Here is a 24,695-nt window from a genome sequence, read left to right on the forward strand (position 1 = left end):
TCAACGAATTCGGTGAACGGTAGTAAATACCGTTCAAGCGTATGTATGTATCGGTCGCCGAGCGCGGCACCTCAGTTGGGTTTGTCGGTAGGTAAGGTATATATCGTCCGCAAGTTGCGCGGGGGCAAGTTTAGGTGCCCCCGGGTAAGATTCTCTATTGATAGGAGAAGACATGGCCATCATCAATAAGGGTATGTCCAGGCGTTCGTTCCTTGGCCTCACCGGCAGCGTCGCTGCTGTCGCCGGCTTTGGTCTCACTGGCTGCGGTGGCAGCTCTAGCTACGAGGGTTCCGCTCCCGCCGATTCCGCCAACCGTGGCGGCGGCGTGATCACCGCCGGTTCCGCTTACGCTCCGTCCAGCTTCGACCCCGCCAGCACCGGCTCCGCCGTGGGCCTGGGCGCTAACTGGCACGTCGTCGAGGGCCTCTACGGCATCGATTACCACGACTACAGCACTTTCAACGAGCTCGCCACCGATGATCCCAAGTCCGTGGACGACACCACCTTCGAGGTCACCATCCGCAAGGGCGCCAAATTCTCCGATGGCACCGAGGTTACCGCTGACGACGTCGTCGCCTCCTACACCGCTTGCGCCGCTTCTGCCACCTACGCTCCGTTCTTCCAGCCTTTCGAGTCCATCGAGGCCAAGGACGCCAGCACCGTGACGGTCAAGACCAAGGTCCCCAACTTCTCCCTGCTCAAGGATCGTCTGGCCATCATTCGCGTTACTCCTGCCGCTCAGAGCGAGGAGGATCGCGCCAAGCAGCCGATCGGCTCCGGCCCCTGGATGTACGATTCTATCTCCGATACCGAGATCACCCTGGTTCCCAACCCCGAGTACAACGGTGAGTATGCTGCCGAGGATAAGAAGATCCAGTACAGCATCCTGACCGACCCCACCGCTCGCGTCACCGCTCAGCAGGAAGGCTCCACGCTCGTCATGGAGCTCGTTACCGCTGATGCCGTCGACCAGCTCGAGGGCGCCGGCTGCAAGATCGACAACGTCCAGGGCTTCGGCACCCGCTTCATCATGTTCAACGTCGCCAAGGAGCCTTGGAACGACGTCAAGGTCCGTCAGGCTGTCATGTATGCGCTCGACACCGAGAAGATGATCAGCAACACCTTCGCCGGCCTTGCTACCGCTGCCAGCTGCTACCTGCCCAAGAGCTTCACCAACTATCATGAGGCCTCCACGGTGTACAAGACCGACGCCAAGAAGGCCAAGAAGCTTATCGAGGAGTCCGGTATCACCCCGGGCGCCATTACCCTGCGCACCACCGATAACGAGCAGATCAAGGGTATGGCTGCCCAGGTCAAGAACGACCTCGACGCTCTCGGCTTCGATGTGACCATCCAGACCGATACTTCGCCGGCCACCTATGCTGCCATCGACGGCGGCGAGGCCTACGATATCCTCCTTGCCCCTGGCGATCCTTCCTGCTTCGGCGCAGACCCCGACCTGCTGCTCAACTGGTGGTACGGCGACAACGTCTGGATGCAGACCCGTTGCCCGTGGAAGGAGTCCGCTGAGTGGCAGAAGCTCCACGGCCTTATGGACGAGGCTCTTGCCGCCGAGGGCGACGAGCAGCAGAAGAAGTGGAACGAGTGCTTCGACATCATCGCCGACAACGCCGTTCTGTACCCCGTTGTCCACGTTAAGACCGTCTCCGCTTCCTGGAACGACCCGTCCACTGCGCCCAACGGCGAGGCCCTCGATGGCTTCAAGGGCATCGGCACGACGAGCATGTCCTTTAAGGGCGTCGCGACCGTCAAGGCGTAAGACTCGCTTGAGTCTATATGCAGGATGTCGGCCGTTGGGACCGTATCCTCATAGTTGAAACAAAGACCCGGGCGGCAACGATGTCGCTCGGGTCTTGTAATGAGTGTCCGTACTCATATACCAGTTGGTCCTACCGACAAAAGAAAGGGGAGAGAACGTGAACAACTTTCTACGTTTGATTGGAAGGCGTCTCGTGGCGCTGCCGATCATGGCATTGGGCGTCACCGTCCTGGTGTTCTTCCTTATGTCGTTCTCCAAGACCGACCCCGCCTACACGGCGTTGGGTGACGGTGCCTCGCCCGAGGCGGTTGCCGAGTACCATGAGAAGTATGGTCTGGACGACCCCTGGCCCGTGCGCTACGTGCGCTATATGGGCAATTTGATCCATGGCGACATGGGCACCTATGGTGCTGCTCGCAACTCCGTTGCCAAGCGCATCTCCACGGCCCTACCCGTCACGATGCAGCTGACCTTCATCGGTCTTGCCATCGGTGCGGTCGTATCGTTTTTGCTCGGCGTCATCGCGGCACTGTATCGCGATAAATGGCCGGACCAAGTGATCCGCGTCTTTTCCATCGCCGGCTTGGCAACCCCGTCGTTCTGGCTTGCCGTTCTGTTGATCCTGCTGTTCTCCTCCTACCTTAAGGTACTCCCGGCATCGGGTGCCCTGCCGCACTTCACCACGAATCCGGCTGGCTATCTGGGACGCATGATCATGCCCGCCATCGCCTTGGCATTTCCGCTGACGGGTCAGATGACTCGTATCGTGCGTACCGCCATGGTCGAGGAGCTCGACAAGGACTATGTCCGTATGGCTCGCGGCGCCGGCGTTCCCGAGAAGGTCGTCGTCGGCATCAACGTTCTTCGCAACGCGCTGATCACCCCGGTCACCACCCTCGGTCTTAAGATTGGCTATCTCATGGGCGGCGCCGTCGTCATCGAGGTCATCTTCAACCTCCCCGGCATGGGCACTGCGATCCTGCAGGGCGTTCAGGGCAACGAGGCGAACCTGGTTCAGGGCGTCGTCATCGTCGTTGCTCTTGCCTTCATCATCATCAACATCGTGGTTGACATGCTCTACCTGCTCATCAACCCGCGCATCAGGACGGTGTAGATTATGGTAAAGATTCGAGAGAAGCAAACCGAGCAGCTCGAGAAGGCTGCCTCCAAGGGGCTCAAGCTCGGTGGCTGGAAGAAGATGACGCTGTCTTCTAAGATTGCCGCCATCGTGCTGGTGCTGGTCGCCCTGACTGCGATTCTTGCCCCCCTGCTTGCCCCCTATAGCCCGGTCGAGATCTTTACGGCTCGCCAGGCTCCCGGCAACGGGTTTATCTTCGGAACCGACGACAAGGGCCGTGACATCCTTTCGCGTATGCTCTACGGTGGCCGTTACTCGCTGATCATCGGCTTTGGTGCTACCGCTATGGCTCTGGTCTGTGGCTCCGTTGTCGGTGCTCTTGCTGCGGTTTCGCGCAAGGCCGTCTCCGAGACGATTATGCGCATCCTGGACATCATCATGTCTGTCCCGGGTATCGCCCTCGCAGCCGTCTTCGTTTCCATCCTGGGCAACTCCGTGCCGTCGATTATCTTTGCGATCGGCTTTATGTACACCCCGCAGATCGCCCGTATCGTGCGTGCCAACATCGTATCCGAGTACGGTGAGGACTATGTCCGCGCGGTCATCGTCTCCGGCGCCAAGGCTCCGTGGATTCTGATCAAGCACGTTCTTCGTAACTGCATTGCCCCGATCATGGTCTTCACCGTTACCCTGGTCGCCGACGCCATCATCTTCGAGGCTTCGCTGACCTTTATCGGCGCTGGCATCCAGGAGCCCACTGCTACGTGGGGCAACATCCTCGCCGACGCCCGCGGTGGCGTGCTCGCCGGTCGTTGGTGGCAGGCGCTGTTCCCGGGTCTGGCCATCATGATCACCTGCCTGGCGCTCAACATCCTCTCCGAGGGCATTACCGACGCTATGGCCGCTGCTCCTTCCGCCGCCCTGGATCCGACCGATTCCTCCAAGCGCCGCGAGGCCGACCTGCTGGTCTCCGACCCCGTTCGCGCCTACAAGGAGCAGGCCCAGTCCCTGTCCGCCCGTCTTGGCGCCCTGCGCGATGTCGAGCTCAAGCGTAACGACCGCCATGTGCCCGATGAGTCCGTTGAGCCGATTCTTTCGGTCCGCGATTTCTGCATCCAGTTTGAGCACCACGGTGATATCAACGTGGTTGACCATGTCAACTTTGACGTTCGTCCCGGCCAGACCATGGGCCTGGTAGGCGAGTCCGGCTGCGGTAAGTCCATCACCACGCTGGCCATCATGGGCCTGACCGATGAGGACGAGCATCTTTCCGGCGAGGTCCTCTGGGAGGGTCGTGACCTGCTCAAGATGAGCAAGAAGGAGTGGTTCGGCCTGCGCGGTACCGATATCGCCATGGTCTATCAGGACGCCCTGTCCTCGCTCAACCCCTCTATGCTCATCTCCGCCCAGATGAAGCAGCTCACCAAGCGCGGCGGCACCCGCAGCGCCGAGGAGCTCCTGGAGCTCGTCGGCCTCGATCCCAAGCGCACGCTCGAGAGCTATCCGCACGAGCTTTCCGGTGGACAGCGTCAACGCGTTCTGATCGCTATGGCCCTTACCCGCGACCCCAAGCTGGTCATCTGCGACGAGCCCACGACCGCTCTGGACGTTACCGTCCAAAAGCAGGTCATTAAGCTGCTCAACGATCTTCAGGCCAAGCTCGGCTTTGCCATGATCTTCGTTTCGCATGACCTGGCGTTGGTCGCCGAGGTCGCCCATAACATCACGGTTATGTACGCCGGTCAGGTTATCGAGCAGGCGCCCACCAAGGAGCTGCTCACCAACCCGATTCACGAGTACACCCGCGGTCTTCTGGGTTCCGTTCTGTCCATCGAGAGCGGTTCGGGCCGCCTGCACCAGGTGCCCGGCGCCGTCCCCAGCCCGCGCGATTTCCCCAAGGGTGATCGCTTCGCGCCCCGCTCAAGCCATCCGCACATCGGCCTGGACACCCGTCCGGTCTTCAAGCGCGTGCCCGGCACCGAGCACTTCTATTCCGAGCTCCCCGATGAGGTGCTCAAGGCAAATGGTTTGACCCCTCATGCGGAGGTGATGTAGATGAGCGAGACTGCGGTCAACGGCGTCGAGCCGATTATCTTCCTTGACGATGTCCACGTCACCTTTAGGACCCGTACCGGTTCGATCCTGCACCCCAATCTGGTTCATGCCGTCCAAGGCGTGACCATTAAGCTCATGCCCGGTCAGACGATCGGCATCGTCGGCGAGTCCGGTTGCGGCAAGTCCACCACTGCTAATGTCATGTGCGGCCTGCAGGCCCCCACGAGTGGCAAGGTCTACTTTAAGGGCAAGGACGTCACCAAGCGTACTGCCGAGGATCGTCGTCACATGGGCCGCGTCATCTCGGTCGTGTTCCAGAACCCCGCGACGGCACTCAACCCTCGCATGGTCGTTCGTGAGCAGCTGCTCGATCCCATGCGCGTCCACAACCTGGGTACCGAGGCCGAGCAGGAGAAACGCGTTAAGGAACTCCTGGAGCTCACCGGTCTGCCCAGCTCTGCCGCCGAGGTTCTTCCCGGCCAGCTTTCGGGCGGTCAGCGCCAGCGCGTGGCAATTGCCCGTGCCCTGTCGTTGAACCCTGACGCCATCATCGCCGACGAGCCCACCTCGGCTCTGGACGTTTCGGTCCGCGCGCAGATCCTCAACCTGCTGACCGATCTTAAGAAGGAGCTCGGCCTGGCCATGGTGTTCATTAGCCATGACATCCAGACGGTCCGCTACATCTCTGACGACATCATCGTCATGAACGGCGGCAAGATCGTCGAGCAGGGCGAGGCCAAGCAGGTCTTCCAGAACCCGCAGGACCCCTACACCAAGATGCTGCTCGGTGCTGCGCCGTCGCTGCTGCACCCCAAGCTTGGCGAGTAGGTTCGCTTTCCCTCCTGTGCGCCCGGCTCCCTTGCCGGGCGCACCCTCGTTGCGATTTCGAAAGGTTGGGTTCACGAGCCATGCCAAGCGCTCAGGAGCTACAACAGCAATTTGGTGGTTATCGGGGCGCCATGCCTCGTCCATCAGATTTCGATCTCTTTTGGAACGACCGCATGGCCGAGGCTGACGCCGTCGAGATCGACTATTCGGTCGAGGCGGCATCGATTGCCGATGCTGCGACCTGCCAGTTTTTTGACCTCTGGTATACCGGCATGTGTGGCGCCCGCCTGCATGCCAAGTATCTCAAGCCGGTTTCGGACGAGTCCGTGCCGCTGGTGCTACAGTTCCACGGCTATCCGGGCGCAAGTCGCAGCTGGTTCGAGCAGGCGTCGTTTGCGGGTATGGGCATGGCACTTGTCGCCCTCGACTGCCCCGGTCAGGGTGGCCCCTCCGAGGATATTGGTGGATTTGAAGGCACAACGGTTGCCGGGCATATCGTTGCCGGTATCGACGGCGACCCGGCCAATCTCTACTACGTACGCTTGCATCAGGATATCCGCATTCTGTGTCGCATTGTTCGCGAGCTCGAGGGCATCGATCTTGCCCGTGTTTTTGTGAACGGTGCGTCGCAGGGCGGTGGCTTGGGCATTGCGACCTGCGCGCTTAACAGCGAGCTTATCAATCGTGCCGCCATCCTCTATCCTTTCCTGTCGGATTTCCGCCTGGTCTGGGATTTGGATGCCGACGACATTGCCTACGAGGGCCTGCGCTATTGGTCTCGCTGGTTTGACGAGGACTCGACTCGTATTGACGAGGCCTATGCCAAGCTGGCGTATTTCGATTCCAAGAACTTTGCCCCCATGGTCAAATGCCCCGTGCTGTTTGGCACGGGAACGGCTGATATCGTCTGTCCACCGGCGACGCAGTTTGCGGTCTACAATAACCTGACCTGTGAGAAGCGCCATGAGTTCTTTGAGGGCTTTGGCCACGAGGAGATTCAGGATTTTGACGATCTGATCATTCCGTTTTTCTGCAAGGAAGGGGAGGCTCATGTCTAAGTGCGAGAGCAATGTCAATGAGCTGATTGACCCCGAGCTTGCGGGGATCTCTGGGACGGTTTCGTCAAGGCTCTCCGATTTCCGTGATTGGCGCGGCGATGCCTTGGCGGATGTTTCCGAGTTGGAGGCAGCCGCTTCGGACCTTGAGGTTTGCGGACTGACTGTCACGGCGATTGATTTCGCCAATCCGTGCGCGCGCTACTCCGAGGTTTCCTTTGAACTTGCCGGGGAAGTCGTACACGGCCGTTTGATTGAGCCCTCAGGTTGTGCCCGGGCATCCGAGCTTGTGCCGCTATGCCTGATGTTTCATGACATCGACCGACCCGTACGTGGATGGCATCACATGACGAGGTTTGCCGCCATGGGATATGCCGTGCTTGCGCTGGACGACGATGTGATTGGGCTCAGCGAGCTGCAGCAGGGGGTTACCTCGCCCGTTTTTGTTGAACGCGTCCGCTGGGGCTGTGCAATGGCAAAGGTCGCGCGCAATCTTGATGGCATGGACCCCGACCGCATCTTTGCATGGGGCGAGGGCCTTGGCGGTGGAGTCGCGCTGGCGGTTTCTGCTCTAGACGAGCGGGGCCTTGCCTGCACGGCGGTTGCCAATCCGCTTCCCGGCGGCCTCGAAGCGCTGTCGTCTCGGGTGCGCGGATCGGTACTCATGGGTACATCGCTCATGGATGCCGTGAGCGATCCCAAGGGCCAGTTTGCCGTATTCAACGGTCTTGAGTGTGACCGGAGGCATATTATCTATGCCAAATATGCTCACGAACGCATCAATGCGTTCGAAAACGAAGTCGTCGACTTCTTTAACCAAGCGTTCTATCTGTGTTCTTTGGCCTAGACGGCCTGGACACTGCCAACAAGAGTGGGCGGCATAGGGCCACCCGCCAGACAACTAAGGAGATTCTTGTGGCAACTCAGAAATTCACCGGCGTTATTCCTCCCGTCGTTGTTCCCGATACCGAAGATCACCAGCTCGACGTTGCCTCCTTTGAGCGCAGCATCAACCGCATGATCGACGCCGGCGTCGATGGCCTGTTCTTCCTGGGCTCTTCGGGTGAGGTCGTTTTCTCCACCGACGAGCGTCGTCGACAGATCATCGCCGAGGCCGTTCGAATCGTCGACCACCGCGTTCCTGTTCTGGTCGGCATCATCGATACCGAGACCGAGCGCATGATTGAGCACGGTAAGGTTGCTCAGGAGCTGGGCGCCGATGCGCTCGTCGCCACCTGCCCGTTCTATGCCCTGCAGGGCATGACCGAGGTCGAGGAGCATTTCCGCATCCTGCACGAGGAGCTCGACCTGCCCATCTTTGCCTATGACATTCCCGTGTGCGTTCACACCAAGCTCCCCTGGAAGCTCCTTGCAAAGCTCGGCGCCGAGGGCGTCCTTGCTGGCGTCAAGGATTCCTCGGGTGACGACGTCTCGTTCCGCTACCTCGTTCAGGAGAACGAGAAGAACGGCCATCCGATGAGCATCCTCACCGGCCATGAGGTCGTCGTCGACGGTGCCTACCTTGGTGGCGCCGACGGCTCTGTCCCGGGTCTCGCCAACGTTGAGCCCGAGGGCTACGTGCGTCAGTGGAAGGCCGCCCAGGCTGGTGACTGGGCTACCGTCAAAGCCGAGCAGGATCGCCTCAATGAGATTTCGCACATCTGGGACGTCACCTCGGGCGTCCAGGGCTATGCCGGTGGCGTTGGCGCCTTCAAGACCGCTATGAACCTCATGGGCATTTTCGACAGCCCGACCATGCCGCGCCCGGTGAAGGCCATGACCGGCGAGAACGTCGAGGCGATTAGGAAGGTCCTCCAGGACAACGGTCTCCTGTAAAGCTTTCCCGGGCACCCGATCTTGGGGTTCAAGCGATCGAGCGTGACCCATTAGGTCAATGCCCGACCGCTTTCACCCCAACCCCGGGCACTCGGGAAGCCTTTAGCAAGCTGCGGCGATAACACCGCCTTTATTTCCTGTAGTTGTTTTTATCTCCTAAGGAGAGCGACATGGAGAACAAGTACATCTGCTCCGTTGATATCGGTGGCACCAAGATTGCGACCGCCATTATGGAATATCCGGCTGATGGCGGCGTGCCCCATCCCGTATTTGAGGCTGAGGTTCCCACCGAGGCCCAAGAGGGCGGTGAGGCCGTCTTCCAGCGTATCGAGGCGTCCATCAAGGCCGCTCTCGAGGCGAATCCCGATGTCGAGGTCCTTGGCGTCGGTATCGGTGCCGCTGGCGTCGTCGATCCCAAGACGGGCGCCATCGCGTATGCCAACGAGATCATGCCCGGCTGGTCCGGCGTTCAGTTGGGGCCGCGTCTGCGCGAGGACCTCGGTCTTCCCGTTGCCGTTGTAGGCGACGTGCAGGCTCATGCTCTGGGTGAGGCCCATTGGGGCGTCGGCAAGGGCAAGTTCTCCGTCTTGTGTCTGGGCATTGGTACGGGTATCGGAGGCGCATATGTCGAGAACGGCCGCGTGATGCAGGGCTTCCATGGTGCTGCCGGCCATATGGGCCACATCGAGTGCTCGGCTGCCGCCGGCATTCCCTGCGCCTGCGGGCGTTCCGGCCATCTGGAGTCGGTGGCTTCGGGTACGTCGATTGGGCGCATGTACGACGAGCGCTTCGGTCGTGTTGACCCCAGCCGTCCCTCGGTTGGCCGCGACGTGAACGACCTGTGCCGCGCGGGTGACGCAAAGGCGACCGAGGTCATCCACGATGCCGGCTTTGCATTGGGCGCTAGCTTGGGCTCGCTCGCCAACATTCTGGATCCAGAGGTCATCGTGCTTTCGGGTGGCGTAATTCACCAGGGACCCGATTGGCGTTCGCAGACGTGGAAGGATTCGGTACACGAGGGCTATGCCAGCCAAGCGCTCGATCCACTTCAGGACACGCCGATCCTCATCGGTTCTCTGGAGGGCGACGCACCGCTTATCGGTGCCGCCGAGCATCTTCTTGCCTCGTTAAAGTAAATGTATCTGCTGTAGGAGCCTCCCGAGACGACACGCCTCGGGAGGCTGTTCTGAGAAAGGTTATAGCCTTATGACCGTCGATCCTTTAATTCAATCCCTGAAGGGTAAGCTCATCGTGAGCGTTCAGGCGTATATGGGCGAGCCGCTTCGTACGCCCGAGACCATGGCTCAAATGTCTCGCGCTTGCGAACTCGGTGGCGCCGCCGCCATTCGTTGCCAGGGCCTTGCCGACATTGCTGCCATTAAGGGTCGTTGTGAGGTTCCTGTTATCGGCCTGTGGAAGGATGGACACGAGGGCGTTTACATCACGCCGACGCTGCGTCACGCCCGCGCCTGCGTTGCTGCCGGTGCTGACATCGTGGCGATTGACGCCACCGATCGTCCGCGCCCCGATGGCAAGTCGCTCGAGGACACTTTTCGTCCGCTGCACGAGGAGGGCGTGCTTCTGATGGCGGACTGCGCCACGATCGAGGATATCCGCCGCGCGGTCGACATGGGCTTCGATTTGGTTTCCACTACGCTTTCGCATGGCGTCGCCGCCATCGATTGCACCATGGCAGACGGCCCCGACCTGCCGCTTTTGCGCCAGGCAACCGAGGAGTTCCCCGGTCTTCCCATTATTTGCGAGGGTCGTGTGCATACGCCCGAGGAGGCTCGCGCCGCGATTGACGCCGGCGCCTGGGCCGTTGTCGTTGGCACTGCCATTACGCACCCCACAAGTATTACGAGTTGGTTCAAGGCTGCGCTTGAGGCGTAAGACGGGCCTCGTATCCGCTTGGGGCGGTATACTCAACTAAGGCAATTGATCGCGCGGGATCCGCTGGCCGGGTCCTGCGCTTATTTTAGGAGGCAGCACATGCAAAAGGGAGATGCCATGGATGCGGCGGAGCGCACGGAGCGCATTCCCGATATCGTCATCATCACCGGAATGTCCGGATCGGGCCGAACGCAAGCCATGCATGTGTTTGAGGACATGGGCTATTTTTGTATCGACAACCTGCCTCCGCGCCTGATTGCGCAGCTCGCAGAGCTTGTTGGCATCAATACGGGTGTGGGTAGACATCTTGCTGTTACCTGTGACCTTCGCAGCCAAGGCCTGTTTGATGAGCTGCTTGACGCCGTTGCCGCCTTGGAAGAGCGCGAGATGAGCTGTGACATTGTGTTTCTCGATGCATCTGATGAGGTGCTGATTCGCCGCTACAGCGAAAACCGCCGCCGCCATCCCATTGCGAAGCCGGGGGAGACAACGGCCGACGCCATCCAGCGCGAGCGTTTACAACTCCAGGGCGTGCGCGACCGAGCCGATATGATCATCGATACGAGCCGCCTTCGTACCTCTGCTTTACGCAATAAGCTGCGTGCGGCTTTTTCAGAGCTGTCCGACCAGCAGCTCATGGACGTCCACGTCTTCTCATTTGGCTTTAAGCATGGTATGCCCGTCGAGGCAGACATCATGATCGATGTTCGCTTCCTGCCTAATCCATTCTACGACCCCGAGATGCGCACGTTGACCGGCCTCGATAAGAAGGTCTCCGACTTTGTCCTGGACCATCCCAAGACGCAGGAGTTCTGGAAGGTTTGGACGCAGTTGCTCGATACGGTCATGCCGGGTTATATCGCGGAGGGCAAGCCGCAGCTTTCCATTGCCATCGGCTGTACGGGCGGCCAGCACCGCAGCGTTGCCATTGCAGAGGCTACGGCCCGATACCTGGAAGGTGCTCAGTATCACGTGAGCATTTCTCACCGCGACTTGTCGCGTGCCAACACGAAAGCATAGGTTTGAATGTCGTTTACCGCCGAGGTGCGTGACGAGCTTGCGCGCTGCGAACCCGAATGTGAATATTGCGATCTGTCGACACTTGCCGCTCTTACACGTGTGAGTGGCACGCTTTCGCTGGCGGGCTCTGGTCGGTACCGTTTGACGGTTGCGACCGAGACGGGTGCCGTTGCACGCACGATGATTACGCTGACGCACCGCATCCTCAAGCTCAAAACGGAGTTTACCGTTCGCAAGTCGGTCTTGCATAAGGTGCGAAACTATCTCATCACCTTGCCCGACCAGCCCGACCTCGATAAGGCTTTGGTTCTGCTGGGCATTCTCGACCGCAGGGGAGGGCTCGTCGCCGGTGTGCCGCGCCATATCGTCGCCCGGCCCTGCTGCAGGCTCGCCTACATTCGCGGCGCTTTGATTGCCGGCGGCTTTGTGGCAGACCCGCGTGGCGATTTTCACCTGGAGATTGCGGTGCAGGGCGAACAATACGCCAAGGGGCTTTGCGACCTGTTGGGGCAGGTCGGGGTTCATGCACGCGTCAACGCCCGGCGAGGATCATATGCCGTGTACATCAAGAGCGCCGAGGAGATTGAGCATTTGCTCAAATTGATTGGTGCCAAGCGCAGCGTTGCCGAAATCGAGGAAGCCCGTGCGGTCAAGTTGGTGAAAAACGACGTAAATCGTCGCGTGAATGCTGAGCTGGCCAACCAGACGAGAAGCGCCGGCGCTGCCCAACATCAGCTCGCGCTTATCGAGGAGCTTGAGCGACGCGGCATGCGCGATGTGCTCCCGGATGCCTTGGCGGCCTTTTGTGACTTACGTGAGCGCTATCCCGATCTCTCACTGCGAGATTTGGGGGAGATGGCCGACCCTCCTTTGTCAAAGTCGGCCCTATATCACCGTGTTTTGCGTCTTGAAAAGCTCATTGAAGCGAACAGGTAGTTTAAAGCGGCAGTTTATATAGTACTTGAACTGCTGTTTTATGCTTTAAAACGTTTTAAAGCAAATTTGATTTTCAATTTCGAGCATTCTCGTGAAATTCAAGTCAAAAAAAAGGTATATTAGGCGAGTGGTTAGTTTGTGGGCCTCAACGGCGGGCGCTGTAGCTTGCGGGGGCCTTACGAAAGGAGACACAATGGCAGTAAAGGTTGCTATTAACGGCTTCGGTCGCATCGGTCGTCTGGCCTTCCGTCAGATGTTCGGTCATGAGGGCTCCGAGATCGTCGCTATCAACGACCTCACCTCTCCCGATATGCTCGCTTACCTGCTGAAGTACGACTCCACGCAGGGCAACTATGCTCGCGATCACGAGGTCGTCGCTGGCGAGGATTCCATCTCCGTTGACGGCAAGGAGATCAAGATCTACAAGGAGGCCGACGCCAACAACCTGCCTTGGGGCGACCTCGACGTCGACGTCGTTCTCGAGTGCACTGGCTTCTACACCAGCAAGGCTAAGGCTCAGGCCCACATCAACGCTGGTGCCAAGAAGGTCGTCATCTCCGCTCCGGCCGGCAGCGATCTGCCCACCATCGTGTACAACGTCAACCATGAGACGCTGACCGCTGAGGACAACATCATCTCCGCTGCTTCCTGCACCACCAACTGCCTCGCCCCGATGGCCAAGGGTCTGAACGACTTCGCTCCCATCGTGTCCGGCATCATGACCACCATTCACGCCTGGACTGGCGACCAGATGCCGCTCGACGGCCCGCAGCGCAAGGGCAACAAGCGTCGTAGCCGCGCCTGCGCCGTCAACATCGTCCCCAACACCACCGGTGCTGCCAAGGCTATCGGCCTGGTTCTCCCCGAGCTCAACGGTAAGCTCATCGGTGCCGCCCAGCGCGTCCCGACGCCGACCGGCTCCCTCACCAACCTCTACGCTGTCGTTGACAAGAAGGTTACCGCCGACGAGGTCAACGCCGCTATGAAGGCCTACGCTGCCACCATCTCCGAGACCTTCGCTTACAACGAGGACGACATCGTCTCCACCGATATCATCGGCGAGACCCATGGCTCCATCTTCGACGCCACTCAGACCATGTGCTCTGACCTCGGCAACGGCCAGACCCTCGTTCAGGTTACCTCTTGGTACGACAACGAGAACTCCTACACCTCTCAGATGGTCCGCACCATCAAGTACTTCGAGAAGTTCGTTGCTTAATTTAGCTTTTAGCGAATAGCTCGTTGAGCGTCTAAAAAAGGGCGCGGCCTTATAGGGCTTACACCCTAAGGTCGCGCCCTTTTTATAAGAAATCGTCTGCCGTAATGGGAGGCAGACACGTACGAAAGGTAGAAGCAAACATGGCCTTTACCAAGAAGACCGTCCGCGACATCGATGTCGACGGCAAGCGCGTTCTCGTCCGCGTTGACTTCAACGTGCCTATCAAGGATGGCGTCGTTGGCGACACCACCCGTATCAAGGCTGCCCTGCCCACCATCAACTATCTCGTTGAGCACAATGCTCGCGTTATCCTCATGAGCCACCTCGGCCGTCCCGAGGGCACCGGCTTCCAGCCTGAGCTTTCCCTCGAGCCCGTCGCCAAGAAGCTCGCCGAGCTCTCTGGTCTCGATGTTGCTTTTGTCGCCGACACTTATGGCGAGAAGGCCGCCGCGGCCGTCGCCGCCGTCGAGCCGGGCAAGGTCCTCGTTCTCGAGAACGTCCGTTTTGACAAGCGTGAGAAGAAGAACGATCCCGAGATCGCCAAGACCCTCGCTTCCTATGGCGACGTCTTCGTCCTCGACGCCTTCGGTACCGCTCACCGCGCCCAGGGTTCCGTCGTGGGTCCCGCCGCTTACCTGCCCGCAGTCGCTGGCTTCCTTCTGGAGAAGGAGGTCGACACGCTGACCGGTATCTTCGCCGAGCCCGAGCGTCCCTTCGTCGCCATCGTCGGCGGTTCCAAGGTTTCCTCCAAGATCGGCGTTCTCGATCACCTTATCGACTCCGCCGACACCCTGATTATCGGTGGCGGCATGGCCTATACCTTCTTCCTGGCTCAGGGCATGACCGTCGGTCAGTCCCTCAAGGAAGAGGACTGGGTCGAGCGCGCTGGCGAGATGCTCAAGAAGGCCGAGGAGAAGGGCGTCAAGATCCTGCTCCCCATCGACAACCGTGTTGCCGACCACTTTGGCGAGGACGCTGTCCCCGAGGTTGTCGCTTCCGACGCTATCCCCGACGACCGTGAGGGCATGGACATCGGCCCCAAGACCGAGGAGCTCTACGCCGAGGCCGTCAAGGGCGCCAAGACCGTATTCTGGAATGGCCCCATGGGCGTCTTTGAGTTCGACAACTTCGCTCACGGCACCCAGGCTATCGCCGAGGCTGTCGCCGAGGCTGATTGCACCTCGATCATCGGCGGTGGCGATTCCGTCGCAGCCGTCAACAAGTTTAACCTGGCCGACAAGATGAGCTGGATCTCCACCGGCGGTGGCGCTTCCATGGAGCTCGTCGAGGGTAAGGCCCTGCCCGGAGTGGAGGCGCTTCTCGATGCCTAATCGCACCCTTCTTATCGCTGGTAACTGGAAGATGAACAACGACGTCGCCGAGGCTGCCAAGCTCGCCGACGAGCTGGCCCAGGCTCTGCCCGAGGTGCCGGCTGGCGTCGAGGTGCTCGTCTGCCCTCCGACCATCGACATTACTACGGTTCATGACCGCATTCAGGCTGCCCCCATCGCCCTCGGTGCACAGAACGTGTACTGGGAGGCCAAGGGTGCCTTCACCGGTGAGTCCTCTTGCGACATGCTCAAGTCCGCTGGCTGCACCTACTGCATCATCGGCCACTCCGAGCGTCGTGACTACTTCCACGAGACCGATGAGGACCAGAACAAGAAGGCTAAGGCTCTCGTTGCCGCCGGTCTTGTGCCCGTCTTCTGCTGCGGTGAGTCCCTTGAGGTTCGCGAGGCCGGCACCTATGTCGAGCATGTCGTGAACCAGGTCAAGGCTGGTCTCGAGGGTCTTGAGATCACCTGCCCCAAGCAGGTCGTCGTCGCCTACGAGCCCATCTGGGCCATCGGCACCGGCAAGACCGCTACCGCCGAGGACGCTCAGGAGGTCTGCGGCGCTATCCGTGAGACCCTCAAGGAGATGTTCGGCGAGGAGCTCGCCAACGGCATCCGCGTTCTTTATGGTGGCTCCGCCAAGCCCGCCAACATCGCCGAGCTTGTTGCCAAGCCCGACGTTGACGGCGCCCTCGTGGGCGGCGCTTCGCTCAAGGCTGCCGACTTCGCCTCTATGGTCGTCAAGGCAGGCGAGTAGGGCATATGGCACAGCGTCATCTTCCTGCACTCCTAATCATCATGGATGGCTGCGGCTTGGCTCCGGCCGACGGCGAGAACGCCGTCGCTGCCGCCAAGACGCCCTTCCTCGATAGCCTGTACGAGAAGTATCCTCACACCACGCTCGGTGCTTCGGGCGAGGACGTGGGCCTTCCCGACGGCCAGATGGGCAACTCCGAGGTGGGTCACCTCAACATCGGTGCCGGCCGCATCGTGTTTCAGGAGCTTTCGCGCATCAACAACGCCATCAAGGACGGCTCCATCGCCAAGAACGAGGTTTTCGTCAAGGCTATGGATGACGTCAAGACCGAGGGCAAGACCCTGCACCTCATGGGCCTCATGAGCCCCGGCGGTGTTCATTCTCACATGAACCATGTCGAGGCCCTGGTCAAGATGGCTGCCCAGTATGGCATTAAGACCGTTCGCGTTCACGCCTTTATGGATGGCCGCGACGTCGATCCGCAGTCCGGTGCCGGCTACATGAGCGAGTTCTGCGCCTTCCTGGCCAAGATCTCCGAGGAGACTGGTTGCGACGCTCGCGTTGCTACCGTCTCGGGCCGTTATTGGGCCATGGACCGCGACAACCGTTGGGAGCGCATCGAGCGCGCCTACGACGTCATGGTCAATGCGTCCGATGCCGATACCGACCCCGTTGCCGGTATCAAGGCCTACTACGAGAAGGATCCGCGCGGCGATGAGTTCGTTGAGCCGTTCGCTGCCCACAACGAGGGCATCCACGAGGGCGACGCGGCCATCTTCTTCAACTTCCGTCCCGACCGCGCTCGTCAGATGACCCGCGTGTTCACGGACAAGGAGTTCGACGGCTTTGAGCGCGAGCAGATCAAGCTCTCGCACTTTGTGACGATGACCGAATACGATCCGACGTTTGACGTCGAGGTCGCCTTCCCCAAGACGTTCCCCGAGAACGTTCTGGCCGACGTAATCGCAGCCAATGGCCTGAAGCAGCTGCACACCGCCGAGACCGAGAAGTACGCCCACGTGACGTTCTTCCTTAACGGCGGCATCGAGGAGCCCAAGGAGGGCGAGGAGCGCGTGCTCGTCGCTTCCCCCAAGGTTGCTACCTACGATTTGCAGCCCGAGATGAGCGCTCCCGAGGTTACCGAGAAGCTCGTCGCTGCCATCAACGAGGACCGCGCTGATTTCTACATCGTGAACTTCGCGAACTGCGACATGGTTGGTCACACCGGTGTCTTCGACGCGGCCGTTAAGGCCGTCGAGGCTGTTGACGATGCCCTGTCCAAGGTTGTCCCGGCGATTCTCGCTAAGGGCGGCTTTGCGCTGATTACCGCCGACCACGGCAACGCCGATCACATGTTTGACGTTGCTTCCGACGGTTCCAAGCATCCGTTTACGGCTCACACCACCAACCGCGTGCCGTTCATCATCGTTGATGAGAAGGCACAGCTCACCGGTATCGAGGACGGTCGACTTTCCGATATCGCCCCGACTATGCTCACCATGGCTGGTCTGGAGCCTTCCGCCGAGATGACGGGCCGCGTGCTCGCGACCGAGGCCTAAGAGAAAACGCCAAGCGTTTCTTTGCAAGGGGGTTGACCATATTCGGGCAACCCCCCTTTTTTTGGTATTTCTGCCATTTCTACCTCGTCCCCAAATGGCAGGTGGGGAGTGTCGGGGGTTGTGGTACAGTACTAGAGTTTGAATTGTTCTATTAAGGAGCTTCTCTATGGGTCCGTTTCAGATTCTGCTGTTTGTAGTTTGGGCTGTCTCTGCCGTGGCGCTGACGATTCTCGTCCTGATGCATTCCGGTAAGGGCACCGGCGTTTCGGATATGATTGCCAGCTCGCTGTATAACTCCAGCTCTGCCACGGGCGTTATGGAGCAGAACCTTGACCGCCTGACCGTCATCATGGCTGTCGTGTTTGCCGTGTGCGTCGTGCTCTGCATGTTTTTCTTCCCGCAGGGCATCGTGGGCTACTAAGCACGAGCCGCATAAAATAATTGAAAAGGGTTCCGCAGGTGCGGGGCCCTTTTTGTTTACAGACTTGTAACAGAGCCAGAATATCACCACATACTGCGCCCAACTAAAGAAATTCTCGACCGTTAACCGGAATTAGCCCCAAACCGTGCATAAAATGCGCTACTGTATTGAAAACGTTGGCCTGTTGTGCATAACCAGCCATAGCAACGGGCGGCGTTTCGATAGTTCGGATCGGATTGTCTCGACATATGTCCGACTGAACGTTTCTTTGTCCTATCTCATAAGGAGGATGGCATGGCTGATTTTATGTTCCACCAGCCCGTTATGGGTCGTCGAGCCTTTGTCGGCGGTACCCTTGCTGCGAGCTCCATGGCTTTTCTTGCCGCATGCGGCAAGAAGGGCGGCGACGCTTCCGGTTCTGAGTCCGGTTCGACGCTGAACTTCTACATCAATAACCCGGTCTGCATCGACCCCTACAATGTCCAGGAGGACCAGGGCACTCAGGTCGAGTACCAGCTCTTTGACGCTCTGACCTCTTATGACGCCGAGAAGGGCGAGATCGTTCCGCTGGCTTGCGAGTCCTTCGAGGCCAACGACGACGCCACCGAGTTTACCTTCAAGATCAAGAAGGCCAAGTTCCACAACGGTGATGACGTTACCTCCAAGTCCTTCAAGCTCGGTTGGGAGCGTCTGGTCAGCACCAAGTCCGCTGTCGCTCAAGAGTATGGTCCTTCCGAGGTCTCCTATCACCTTTCCATGGTCGAGGGCTATGACGATCTGCTTGCCGGTAACACTACTGAGCTCAGCGGTGTTACCTGCCCTGACGATGAGACCCTCGTCGTCAAGCTGACTTCCGCTTACGCCGACTTCCCCTTCGTCGCCTCTCATCCGGCTCTGTCCCCGGTTCCCGAGTGCGCCGAGTCCGATGTCAAGAGCTTCTACCTTGCCCCGATCGGTAACGGCCCGTTCATGATGGACGGCAAGTGGGAGGATGGTCAGGAGATCAACCTCAAGAAGTTCGACGATTACTATGGCGACAAGGCCAAAATCGATGGCATCCACTTCCAGGTCATCAAGGACGTGGAGACCGCTTACAAGGAGTTCCAGGCCGGTAACCTTGACATCTGCGACGTTCCCGTTGCTCAGATCGACGCCGCCAAGAAGGATCGCGGCGAGTCCAAGGACGGCTACACCATGGGCGACGGCGAGCGCATGCTGCTCGGTGCCGAGCCTTCCACCTACTACCTGACCTGCAACACCACGGCCGAGCCGTTCAACAACGCCGATCTGCGTAAGGGTATCTCCCTGGCCATCAACCGTGAGGCCATCTGCAAGACCATCTTCAAGGGTACCCGCACCCCCGCTGACGGCATTGTTCCTCCGGGCATCGATGGCTACAAGGAGGGCGCATGGGAGTTCTGCGCCTATGACGTCGACAAGGCTAACGAGTACCTCGACAAGGTTGCTCCTGCCGACGCCAACGGTGACCGTGGCATTAACGTGACTCTGTCCTACAACCAGGACGGTGGCCACAAGGAGATCATGGAGTCCATCATCGGCGACCTCGCCAAGGTGGGCGTCAACGCCGTCTCCGATACCCCCGAGTGGTCTGCCCTGCTCGAACAGTATCAGAACCTCAACTATCAGTTCGGTCGTCTGGGCTGGATTGCCGACTACCCGATCATGGACAACTTCCTGTATCCGCTGTTCCACTCCGACTCCCTCGGTGGCGACAACCGTTCTGGTTACAACAACCCCGAGTTCGACGCCAAGGTCGACGAGGCCCGTACCACGATTGACGACGAAGAGCGCGTCGCTAAGATGCAGGAGGCCGACGCAATCGTCGCTGCTGACTGCCCGGTCATCCCGCTGATGTTCTACACGCACACCCTCGCTGGTTCCGACCGCATCAAGCACCTCTATGTTGATCCGCAGAAGCATGCTGATCTGGGTACCGCTGAGCTCGCATAAGATTTGCAGCTTTGGTGAGGGTCAAGTTTTTACGTAGACCTCATGGGAAACATACAGTTCCCCCTAACCTGGGGTAAACTGGCTGATGGTAATTTTGGGATGCCGGTCTGGCGATCGGCATCCCATTTAGGTTAATCCCTAGATAGGGGAGTGGTATGGGTAAGTACATCGTTAAACGTGTGCTTCAGTTCATCCCGGTATTTTTGGGCGTTACGCTGATTCTGTTCGCCCTCCAGAATATCGTGCCGGGAGACCCGATCAAGCTGATCGGTGGAGACAAGGCTCTGTCCCCCGAGGTGGAGCTTCAGCTTCGCGTCCGCTATCACCTGGTCCAATCGGACGAGGACGGCAACGCGATCCTTGACGAGAACGGCGACCCCGTTCAAACGTCGCTCGTGGACCGTTACTTGTATTACATGAACGGCCTGCTTCATGGCGATCTGGGTAATTCCTATCAGCGCAAGCTGCCGGTTACGGAAATCTTTGCCCAGAAGTATCCGTATACGGTCAAACTTGCCGCGTGCGCCATCGTACTCGAGGCAATCATGGGTATCGGTGCGGGTATCATTTCGGCGGTAAAGCGTTATTCCTTCTGGGATATTTTGGTAACGCTCACCACGTCGATCCTCGTTGCCGTCCCGGCCTTCTGGCTCGGTATGTTGCTGCAGCTGTTCTTTGGCGTCATTCTCAAGGACGCCACGGGCGGTGCATTCTCCATGCCGATCTCGGGTGCCGGTGGTTCCAGTTCTCAGTATCAGGATTGGATGCACTATGTGCTTCCGACCATTACGCTGGCTTCGGTTTCGACCGCTTATGCCGCCCGCATTATGCGCTCGCAGCTGCTTGACGTCATGAGCCAGGATTACATCCGTACGGCAAAGGCCAAGGGTCTCTCCAATCGCGCGATCATCATCAAGCATGCGCTTAAGAATGCACTCATCCCCGTCGTTACCTATATTGGTGTCGACTTTGGTGCCATGCTTTCGGGCGCCATCCTGACCGAGACGGTTTTTAACTGGCCCGGTATCGGCTATGAGGTCTATCGCGCCATTAGCATGCGTGACTGGCCCATCGTTATGGGCGGCGTTACGCTCATCGTCGTCGTCGTCATGGTGATCAACCTGCTCGTCGACATTAGCTATGCATTCCTCGACCCGCGCATCCGCCTTGGCGGTCCGTCGGATAAGGCCTAAGGGAGGTACGTCTCATGCAGGAAACTGATTCTCAGTCTCAGGAGCAGGCTACCGCCACCATGGCCGCATCTGCTCCCGCCAAGTCTCGCACGCTGTGGGGCGACGCTTTTAAGCGTCTTCGTAAGAACAAGCTCGCCGTTATCGGTGTCTGCTGGATCATTATCGTCGTTGTGGTTGCCTTGACCGCAGATCTGTGGGCTAAGCCCTGGCTCGGTTCGCCGACGGCTTCCGATTCGACCACCATGGCCGAGACGTCGCTGCTGGCTCCGTGTGCAGAGCACCCGTTTGGCACCGACTCCCTTGGCCGTGACATTCTCGTCCGCGTTATCTACGGTGCACGCGTTTCGCTGTCCGTCGGCATTATGGCCACTGCGATCTCCACGGTGATTGGTCTGGTCATGGGCGCTCTGGCCGGTTTCTACGGCGGCATCTGGGATACGATCATCATGCGCTGTGCGGACATCTTCCTTGCGTTCCCGTACGTGCTGTTCGTTGTCGCCATGATCGCCGTTATCGGCCGTGGTCTTCAGAACGTCTTTATCGCCATCGGTATTCTTGGCTGGCCTTCGATTGCGCGCGTCTTCCGATCCGCGATCTTGACGGTCAAGGAAAACGACTATGTTGACGCTGCGCGCGCGATGGGTGCATCTGATGCTCGTATCGTCGTGCGTCACATCTTCCCGAACTCCGTTGCCTCCATCGTGGTCTACGCGACTATGAACATTGGTGGCGCCATTCTGACCGAGTCCGCTCTGTCCTTCCTCGGCATGGGCGTTATTCCGCCTACGCCTTCGTGGGGCTCCATGATTCAGGACGGCCAGCAGTATCTTCTGACTGCTCCCTGGATGATGATCATGCCCGGTCTGGCAATTCTCTCGACGGTGCTCGCCTTCACCCTGCTGGGTGACGGTCTGCGCGACGCCCTCGACGTCAAGATGAAGGACGCATAAGGATGAAGAAGAACAAGAACTATGTGGACCTGAAGGACCAGCCGGTTCCCGAGGGCCAGCATCTGCTCGAGGTTGATGACCTTAAGATGTATTTCCACACCGAGGATGGCGTCGTTCGCGCTGTCGATGGTGTGTCCTACACGCTCGATCGTGGCGAGACCCTGGGTGTCGTCGGTGAGTCCGGCTCCGGTAAGTCCGTGACCGCCATGACCATCATGGGTCTTATCTCGATGCCTCCGGGAAAGATTGAGGGCGGTGACGTTCGCTATCGCGGTCGTTCTATCCTCGAGATGACCGAGGAAGAGATGCAGCACATTCGTGGCAACGATATCGCGATGATCTTCCAGGATCCTATGACTTCCTTGAACCCGGTCTATAAGATCGGCAAGCAGGTGGGTGAGGGCCTTCGTCTGCACCGTGGCTACTCCAAGCAGGAGGCGCTCAAGCGCGCCACCGAGCTTTTGGACCTCGTTGGCATTCCCGAGCCCGAGAAACGCGTCAATGAGTATCCGCACCAGTTTTCTGGTGGTATGCGTCAGCGCGTCATGATTGCCATGGCCCTTGCCTGCGATCCCGATATTCTGATTGCCGACGAGCCCACGACTGCCCTGGACGTTACCATTCAGGCTCAGATTATTGAGCTTATGCAGGAAATGCAGGAGAAGAACGGCAACGCCATCATCATGATTACCCATGACCTGGGTGTTGTCGCCGATATGGCCGACAAGATCATGGTTATGTACGCCGGCCGTCCCGTCGAGTTCGGTACTGCTGAGGAAATCTTCTACGAGAGCCGTCACCCCTATACCTGGGGCCTGATTCGCTCCATCCCGGAGCAGGCCATCGATGAGAAGAAGCCGCTTACGCCGATTCACGGCAACCCGCCTTCGCTCATGAACCTGCCCGAGGGTTGCGTGTTCTCGCCTCGTTGCCCCTATGCGACCGATAAGTGCCGCAAGCAGCGCCCCGAGCGTTTTGTCACCGAGTCCGGCCACTATTCTGCGTGCCATTATTCCGGTGACCCCGAGTTCCTCAAGAACGCCCCTGAGACGTCCCGCACGCGTAAGGATTCCAAGAAGGGAGGCGAGGCGTAAATGGCAGACAATAACGAGCGCACTCCGCTACTGAAGGTCGAGCACCTCTCTAAGGAGTTCCCCGCAGAGTCCGGCATGTTCGCCAAGCGTTTTTCCAAGCGCGTCGTCTCTGCTGTAAACGACATCTCTTTTGAGATTTATCCTGGTGAGACCTTTGGTCTGGTTGGTGAGTCTGGTTGCGGTAAGTCCACTACGGGTCGCACCATCATGCGCCTGACCAAGCCGACCGCCGGTAAGGTGTTCTTCCAGGGTAAAGATGTTGCCGAAATGAGCAAGCATGAGATCAAGGATATGCGTCGCGAGATGCAGTTTATCTTCCAGGATCCTTATGCCTCGCTGAATCCTCGCATGACCATCGGCGAGATCGTCTCCGAACCCATGACCATTCACGGCGTGGGAACCAAGGAGGAGCGCATTGAGCGCGTCCGCGAGCTTCTCGACGTTGTCGGACTGAACCCCGAGCACATCAACCGCTATCCTCATGAGTTCTCGGGTGGCCAGCGTCAGCGTGTCGGCATTGCCCGCGCTTTTGCGCTGAAGCCCAAGCTGATTATCTGTGACGAGCCGGTATCCGCTCTGGATGTGTCCATTCAGGCCCAGGTTCTGAACCTGCTTAAGGAACTCCAGGACAAGTTTGGTACGGCGTATCTGTTTATCGCCCACGACCTGTCCGTCGTTCAGCACATCTCCGATCGCGTTGCCGTTATGTATCTGGGTAAGGTGGTCGAGGTTTCTGACTGGAAGACGCTCTATAGCGAGCCTCACCACCCGTATACGCAGTCGCTGCTGTCTGCCGTGCCGGTTCCCGATCCGGATATCCAAAAGTCCCGTAAGCGCATCATCCTCGCCGGCGATCCGCCGTCACCGCTGGATCCGCCGACTGGCTGCCGTTTCCACACGCGCTGCCCGATCGCGCAGGGCATCTGCTCCGAGAAGCTTCCCGAGTTTAGGGAAGTCGCACCGGGCCACTGCTGCGCCTGCCACTTCGCCGAGCCGTTCCCGATCAAGGAATCGCACATCGACCTGTAGTCGGTTGTTATCGTTCGGGCCCGTGCTGGACTTAGTTTTCAGAACGTCCTCGACCATGGAAACCCCCTTATCCTGCTCCTTCGGAGCTGCGGATAAGGGGGTTTCCTGGTCTGCGGAATGTTCTGAAAACTAAGTCCAGTACGGGCCCTGTGTTACCACTGCAGGGGGGGCGATTCCTTGATCGCTCACTTAATCTAATAAGAAATTGAGCGAGGCCGGAGCTTTAGCTCCGGCCTCCTTATATATGGGCTCGGCAAAGCCGAGCCACCAAATTAGCATCAGCCCCAGTATATGTTTGAGAATCGTACTTGGAGTATGTGGCTGTAGGGCCGGAATGGGGGCAACTTCCCAACGCATTCCGCAGGGGGCGGTACATTTTGTAGCGCGAAGCGCGAATCAAAATGTACCGCATGCCCGAGGACGCGTTGGGAAGTTGCCCCCATTCCGGCCCGGACATATAGATCTACCTGCGCATTTTCAAATTCGTAAACTTTTTTGAAAAAAGTGCTTGCACAGTTCTCGAATCATAGGTTATTATCTTCCTCGTTGAAAGCGCGGGTCCAACAAAACGAACTGCGAATCAACAATATAGCATGTCGGAGTGGCGGAATTGGCAGACGCGCTAGCTTGAGGTGCTAGTGACCGCTTTTTGGTCATGCGGGTTCAAGTCCCGCCTCCGACACCATC

21 protein-coding genes and 1 tRNA gene are annotated in these 24,695 nt (G+C 59.0%); all 22 read left to right on the forward strand.

From position 1 onward, the window contains the following. Nucleotides 1-172 precede the first annotated feature (172 nt). The 22 genes from ACTQXM_RS00070 to ACTQXM_RS00175 all read left to right on the forward strand — a co-directional run bounded on the left by ACTQXM_RS00070 (nt 173) and on the right by ACTQXM_RS00175 (nt 24,693). Nucleotides 173-1,780: an ABC transporter substrate-binding protein gene (locus ACTQXM_RS00070; RefSeq protein WP_441536728.1), complete on the forward strand. Its 1,608-nt coding sequence runs from the start codon at nt 173-175 to the stop codon at nt 1,778-1,780. A gap of 157 nt (nt 1,781-1,937) precedes the next feature. Then, the gene (locus ACTQXM_RS00075) at nt 1,938-2,894 is read left to right on the forward strand and encodes an ABC transporter permease (protein WP_370450641.1); all 957 of its coding nucleotides are present in this window, start codon (nt 1,938-1,940) and stop codon (nt 2,892-2,894) included. Between the two features lie 3 nt (nt 2,895-2,897). Further along, nucleotides 2,898-4,913, forward strand: a complete 2,016-nt coding sequence (locus tag ACTQXM_RS00080) for a dipeptide/oligopeptide/nickel ABC transporter permease/ATP-binding protein (RefSeq protein WP_154517511.1) — start codon at nt 2,898-2,900, stop codon at nt 4,911-4,913. Beyond that, nucleotides 4,914-5,741 carry an ABC transporter ATP-binding protein gene (locus ACTQXM_RS00085; protein WP_154517508.1) on the forward strand — a complete coding sequence of 276 codons (828 nt, stop codon included), beginning with the start codon at nt 4,914-4,916 and terminating at the stop codon, nt 5,739-5,741. It begins immediately after the preceding gene. A gap of 80 nt (nt 5,742-5,821) precedes the next feature. After that, on the forward strand, nt 5,822-6,799 hold the full coding sequence (locus ACTQXM_RS00090; protein WP_427728772.1) for an acetylxylan esterase: 978 nt from the start codon (nt 5,822-5,824) through the stop codon (nt 6,797-6,799). Continuing rightward, entirely contained in the window at nt 6,792-7,643 is an 852-nt protein-coding gene (locus tag ACTQXM_RS00095; RefSeq protein ID WP_427795962.1) for an acetylxylan esterase, read from the forward strand. Before ACTQXM_RS00090 ends, ACTQXM_RS00095 begins: the two co-directional genes overlap by 8 nt. A 68-nt stretch (nt 7,644-7,711) precedes the next feature. Continuing rightward, the gene (locus ACTQXM_RS00100) at nt 7,712-8,632 is read left to right on the forward strand and encodes a dihydrodipicolinate synthase family protein (protein WP_427718650.1); all 921 of its coding nucleotides are present in this window, start codon (nt 7,712-7,714) and stop codon (nt 8,630-8,632) included. Between the two features lie 170 nt (nt 8,633-8,802). After that, complete coding sequence (locus ACTQXM_RS00105) at nt 8,803-9,768, forward strand: ROK family protein (RefSeq protein WP_427728775.1); 966 nt, start codon at nt 8,803-8,805, stop codon at nt 9,766-9,768. Nucleotides 9,769-9,838: 70 nt separating this feature from the next. Next, nucleotides 9,839-10,525 (forward strand): N-acetylmannosamine-6-phosphate 2-epimerase, encoded by a 687-nt coding sequence (locus ACTQXM_RS00110; protein WP_154517496.1) that lies wholly within the window; start codon nt 9,839-9,841, stop codon nt 10,523-10,525. A 99-nt stretch (nt 10,526-10,624) separates the two neighbouring features. Next, a complete protein-coding gene (rapZ, locus tag ACTQXM_RS00115) occupies nt 10,625-11,545 on the forward strand; it encodes an RNase adapter RapZ (protein WP_427718645.1) in 921 nt (306 codons plus the stop codon). 6 nt (nt 11,546-11,551) lie between these two features. After that, on the forward strand, nt 11,552-12,481 hold the full coding sequence (whiA, locus tag ACTQXM_RS00120; protein ID WP_441048567.1) for a DNA-binding protein WhiA: 930 nt from the start codon (nt 11,552-11,554) through the stop codon (nt 12,479-12,481). Between the two features lie 193 nt (nt 12,482-12,674). Then, nucleotides 12,675-13,700, forward strand: coding sequence for a type I glyceraldehyde-3-phosphate dehydrogenase (gene gap / locus ACTQXM_RS00125; RefSeq protein ID WP_441536732.1), 1,026 nt, complete (start codon nt 12,675-12,677; stop codon nt 13,698-13,700). 140 nt (nt 13,701-13,840) lie between these two features. Next, nucleotides 13,841-15,031: a phosphoglycerate kinase gene (locus tag ACTQXM_RS00130; protein WP_441536734.1), complete on the forward strand. Its 1,191-nt coding sequence runs from the start codon at nt 13,841-13,843 to the stop codon at nt 15,029-15,031. After that, nucleotides 15,024-15,791 (forward strand): triose-phosphate isomerase, encoded by a 768-nt coding sequence (gene tpiA / locus ACTQXM_RS00135; protein ID WP_154517452.1) that lies wholly within the window; start codon nt 15,024-15,026, stop codon nt 15,789-15,791. The genes ACTQXM_RS00130 and tpiA overlap by 8 nt, the downstream gene beginning before the upstream one ends. Before the next feature lie 5 nt (nt 15,792-15,796). Beyond that, nucleotides 15,797-17,350, forward strand: a complete 1,554-nt coding sequence (gene gpmI, locus ACTQXM_RS00140) for a 2,3-bisphosphoglycerate-independent phosphoglycerate mutase (RefSeq protein WP_441083173.1) — start codon at nt 15,797-15,799, stop codon at nt 17,348-17,350. Nucleotides 17,351-17,516: 166 nt separating this feature from the next. After that, the gene (secG, locus tag ACTQXM_RS00145) at nt 17,517-17,771 is read left to right on the forward strand and encodes a preprotein translocase subunit SecG (RefSeq protein WP_006236144.1); all 255 of its coding nucleotides are present in this window, start codon (nt 17,517-17,519) and stop codon (nt 17,769-17,771) included. A gap of 294 nt (nt 17,772-18,065) precedes the next feature. After that, nucleotides 18,066-19,742: a peptide ABC transporter substrate-binding protein gene (locus ACTQXM_RS00150; RefSeq protein WP_441536736.1), complete on the forward strand. Its 1,677-nt coding sequence runs from the start codon at nt 18,066-18,068 to the stop codon at nt 19,740-19,742. Between the two features lie 155 nt (nt 19,743-19,897). Further along, entirely contained in the window at nt 19,898-20,935 is a 1,038-nt protein-coding gene (locus tag ACTQXM_RS00155) for an ABC transporter permease (protein WP_304212150.1), read from the forward strand. 59 nt (nt 20,936-20,994) lie between these two features. Continuing rightward, nucleotides 20,995-21,885 (forward strand): ABC transporter permease, encoded by an 891-nt coding sequence (locus ACTQXM_RS00160; protein ID WP_370450642.1) that lies wholly within the window; start codon nt 20,995-20,997, stop codon nt 21,883-21,885. A 2-nt stretch (nt 21,886-21,887) separates the two neighbouring features. Further along, nucleotides 21,888-22,979, forward strand: a complete 1,092-nt coding sequence (locus ACTQXM_RS00165; RefSeq protein ID WP_154517437.1) for an ABC transporter ATP-binding protein — start codon at nt 21,888-21,890, stop codon at nt 22,977-22,979. Next, nucleotides 22,980-24,008, forward strand: a complete 1,029-nt coding sequence (locus ACTQXM_RS00170; protein WP_154517434.1) for an ABC transporter ATP-binding protein — start codon at nt 22,980-22,982, stop codon at nt 24,006-24,008. Nucleotides 24,009-24,603: 595 nt separating this feature from the next. Further along, nucleotides 24,604-24,693: transfer RNA gene (locus tag ACTQXM_RS00175), tRNA-Leu, on the forward strand. The last annotated feature ends 2 nt before the right edge of the window (nt 24,694-24,695 follow it).

The sequence above is a fragment of the Collinsella sp. LCP19S3_D3 genome, assembly GCF_052121455.1.
Classification (GTDB): domain Bacteria; phylum Actinomycetota; class Coriobacteriia; order Coriobacteriales; family Coriobacteriaceae; genus Collinsella.

Excerpts from the sequence above, each read along its gene's own strand:
- ACTQXM_RS00155 (WP_304212150.1), top strand. The coding sequence starts at position 19,898 with ATGGGTAAGTACATCGTTAAACGTGTGCTTCAGTTCATCCCGGTATTT.
- ACTQXM_RS00070 (WP_441536728.1), top strand. The coding sequence starts at position 173 with ATGGCCATCATCAATAAGGGTATGTCCAGGCGTTCGTTCCTTGGCCTC.
- ACTQXM_RS00085 (WP_154517508.1), top strand. The coding sequence starts at position 4,914 with ATGAGCGAGACTGCGGTCAACGGCGTCGAGCCGATTATCTTCCTTGAC.
- gpmI (WP_441083173.1), top strand. The coding sequence starts at position 15,797 with ATGGCACAGCGTCATCTTCCTGCACTCCTAATCATCATGGATGGCTGC.
- ACTQXM_RS00130 (WP_441536734.1), top strand. The coding sequence starts at position 13,841 with ATGGCCTTTACCAAGAAGACCGTCCGCGACATCGATGTCGACGGCAAG.
- ACTQXM_RS00150 (WP_441536736.1), top strand. The coding sequence starts at position 18,066 with ATGGCTGATTTTATGTTCCACCAGCCCGTTATGGGTCGTCGAGCCTTT.
- secG (WP_006236144.1), top strand. The coding sequence starts at position 17,517 with ATGGGTCCGTTTCAGATTCTGCTGTTTGTAGTTTGGGCTGTCTCTGCC.
- gap (WP_441536732.1), top strand. The coding sequence starts at position 12,675 with ATGGCAGTAAAGGTTGCTATTAACGGCTTCGGTCGCATCGGTCGTCTG.
- tpiA (WP_154517452.1), top strand. The coding sequence starts at position 15,024 with ATGCCTAATCGCACCCTTCTTATCGCTGGTAACTGGAAGATGAACAAC.
- ACTQXM_RS00105 (WP_427728775.1), top strand. The coding sequence starts at position 8,803 with ATGGAGAACAAGTACATCTGCTCCGTTGATATCGGTGGCACCAAGATT.
- ACTQXM_RS00160 (WP_370450642.1), top strand. The coding sequence starts at position 20,995 with ATGGCCGCATCTGCTCCCGCCAAGTCTCGCACGCTGTGGGGCGACGCT.
- ACTQXM_RS00165 (WP_154517437.1), top strand. The coding sequence starts at position 21,888 with ATGAAGAAGAACAAGAACTATGTGGACCTGAAGGACCAGCCGGTTCCC.
- ACTQXM_RS00090 (WP_427728772.1), top strand. The coding sequence starts at position 5,822 with ATGCCAAGCGCTCAGGAGCTACAACAGCAATTTGGTGGTTATCGGGGC.
- ACTQXM_RS00110 (WP_154517496.1), top strand. The coding sequence starts at position 9,839 with ATGACCGTCGATCCTTTAATTCAATCCCTGAAGGGTAAGCTCATCGTG.
- rapZ (WP_427718645.1), top strand. The coding sequence starts at position 10,625 with ATGCAAAAGGGAGATGCCATGGATGCGGCGGAGCGCACGGAGCGCATT.
- ACTQXM_RS00095 (WP_427795962.1), top strand. The coding sequence starts at position 6,792 with ATGTCTAAGTGCGAGAGCAATGTCAATGAGCTGATTGACCCCGAGCTT.
- ACTQXM_RS00080 (WP_154517511.1), top strand. The coding sequence starts at position 2,898 with ATGGTAAAGATTCGAGAGAAGCAAACCGAGCAGCTCGAGAAGGCTGCC.
- whiA (WP_441048567.1), top strand. The coding sequence starts at position 11,552 with ATGTCGTTTACCGCCGAGGTGCGTGACGAGCTTGCGCGCTGCGAACCC.
- ACTQXM_RS00170 (WP_154517434.1), top strand. The coding sequence starts at position 22,980 with ATGGCAGACAATAACGAGCGCACTCCGCTACTGAAGGTCGAGCACCTC.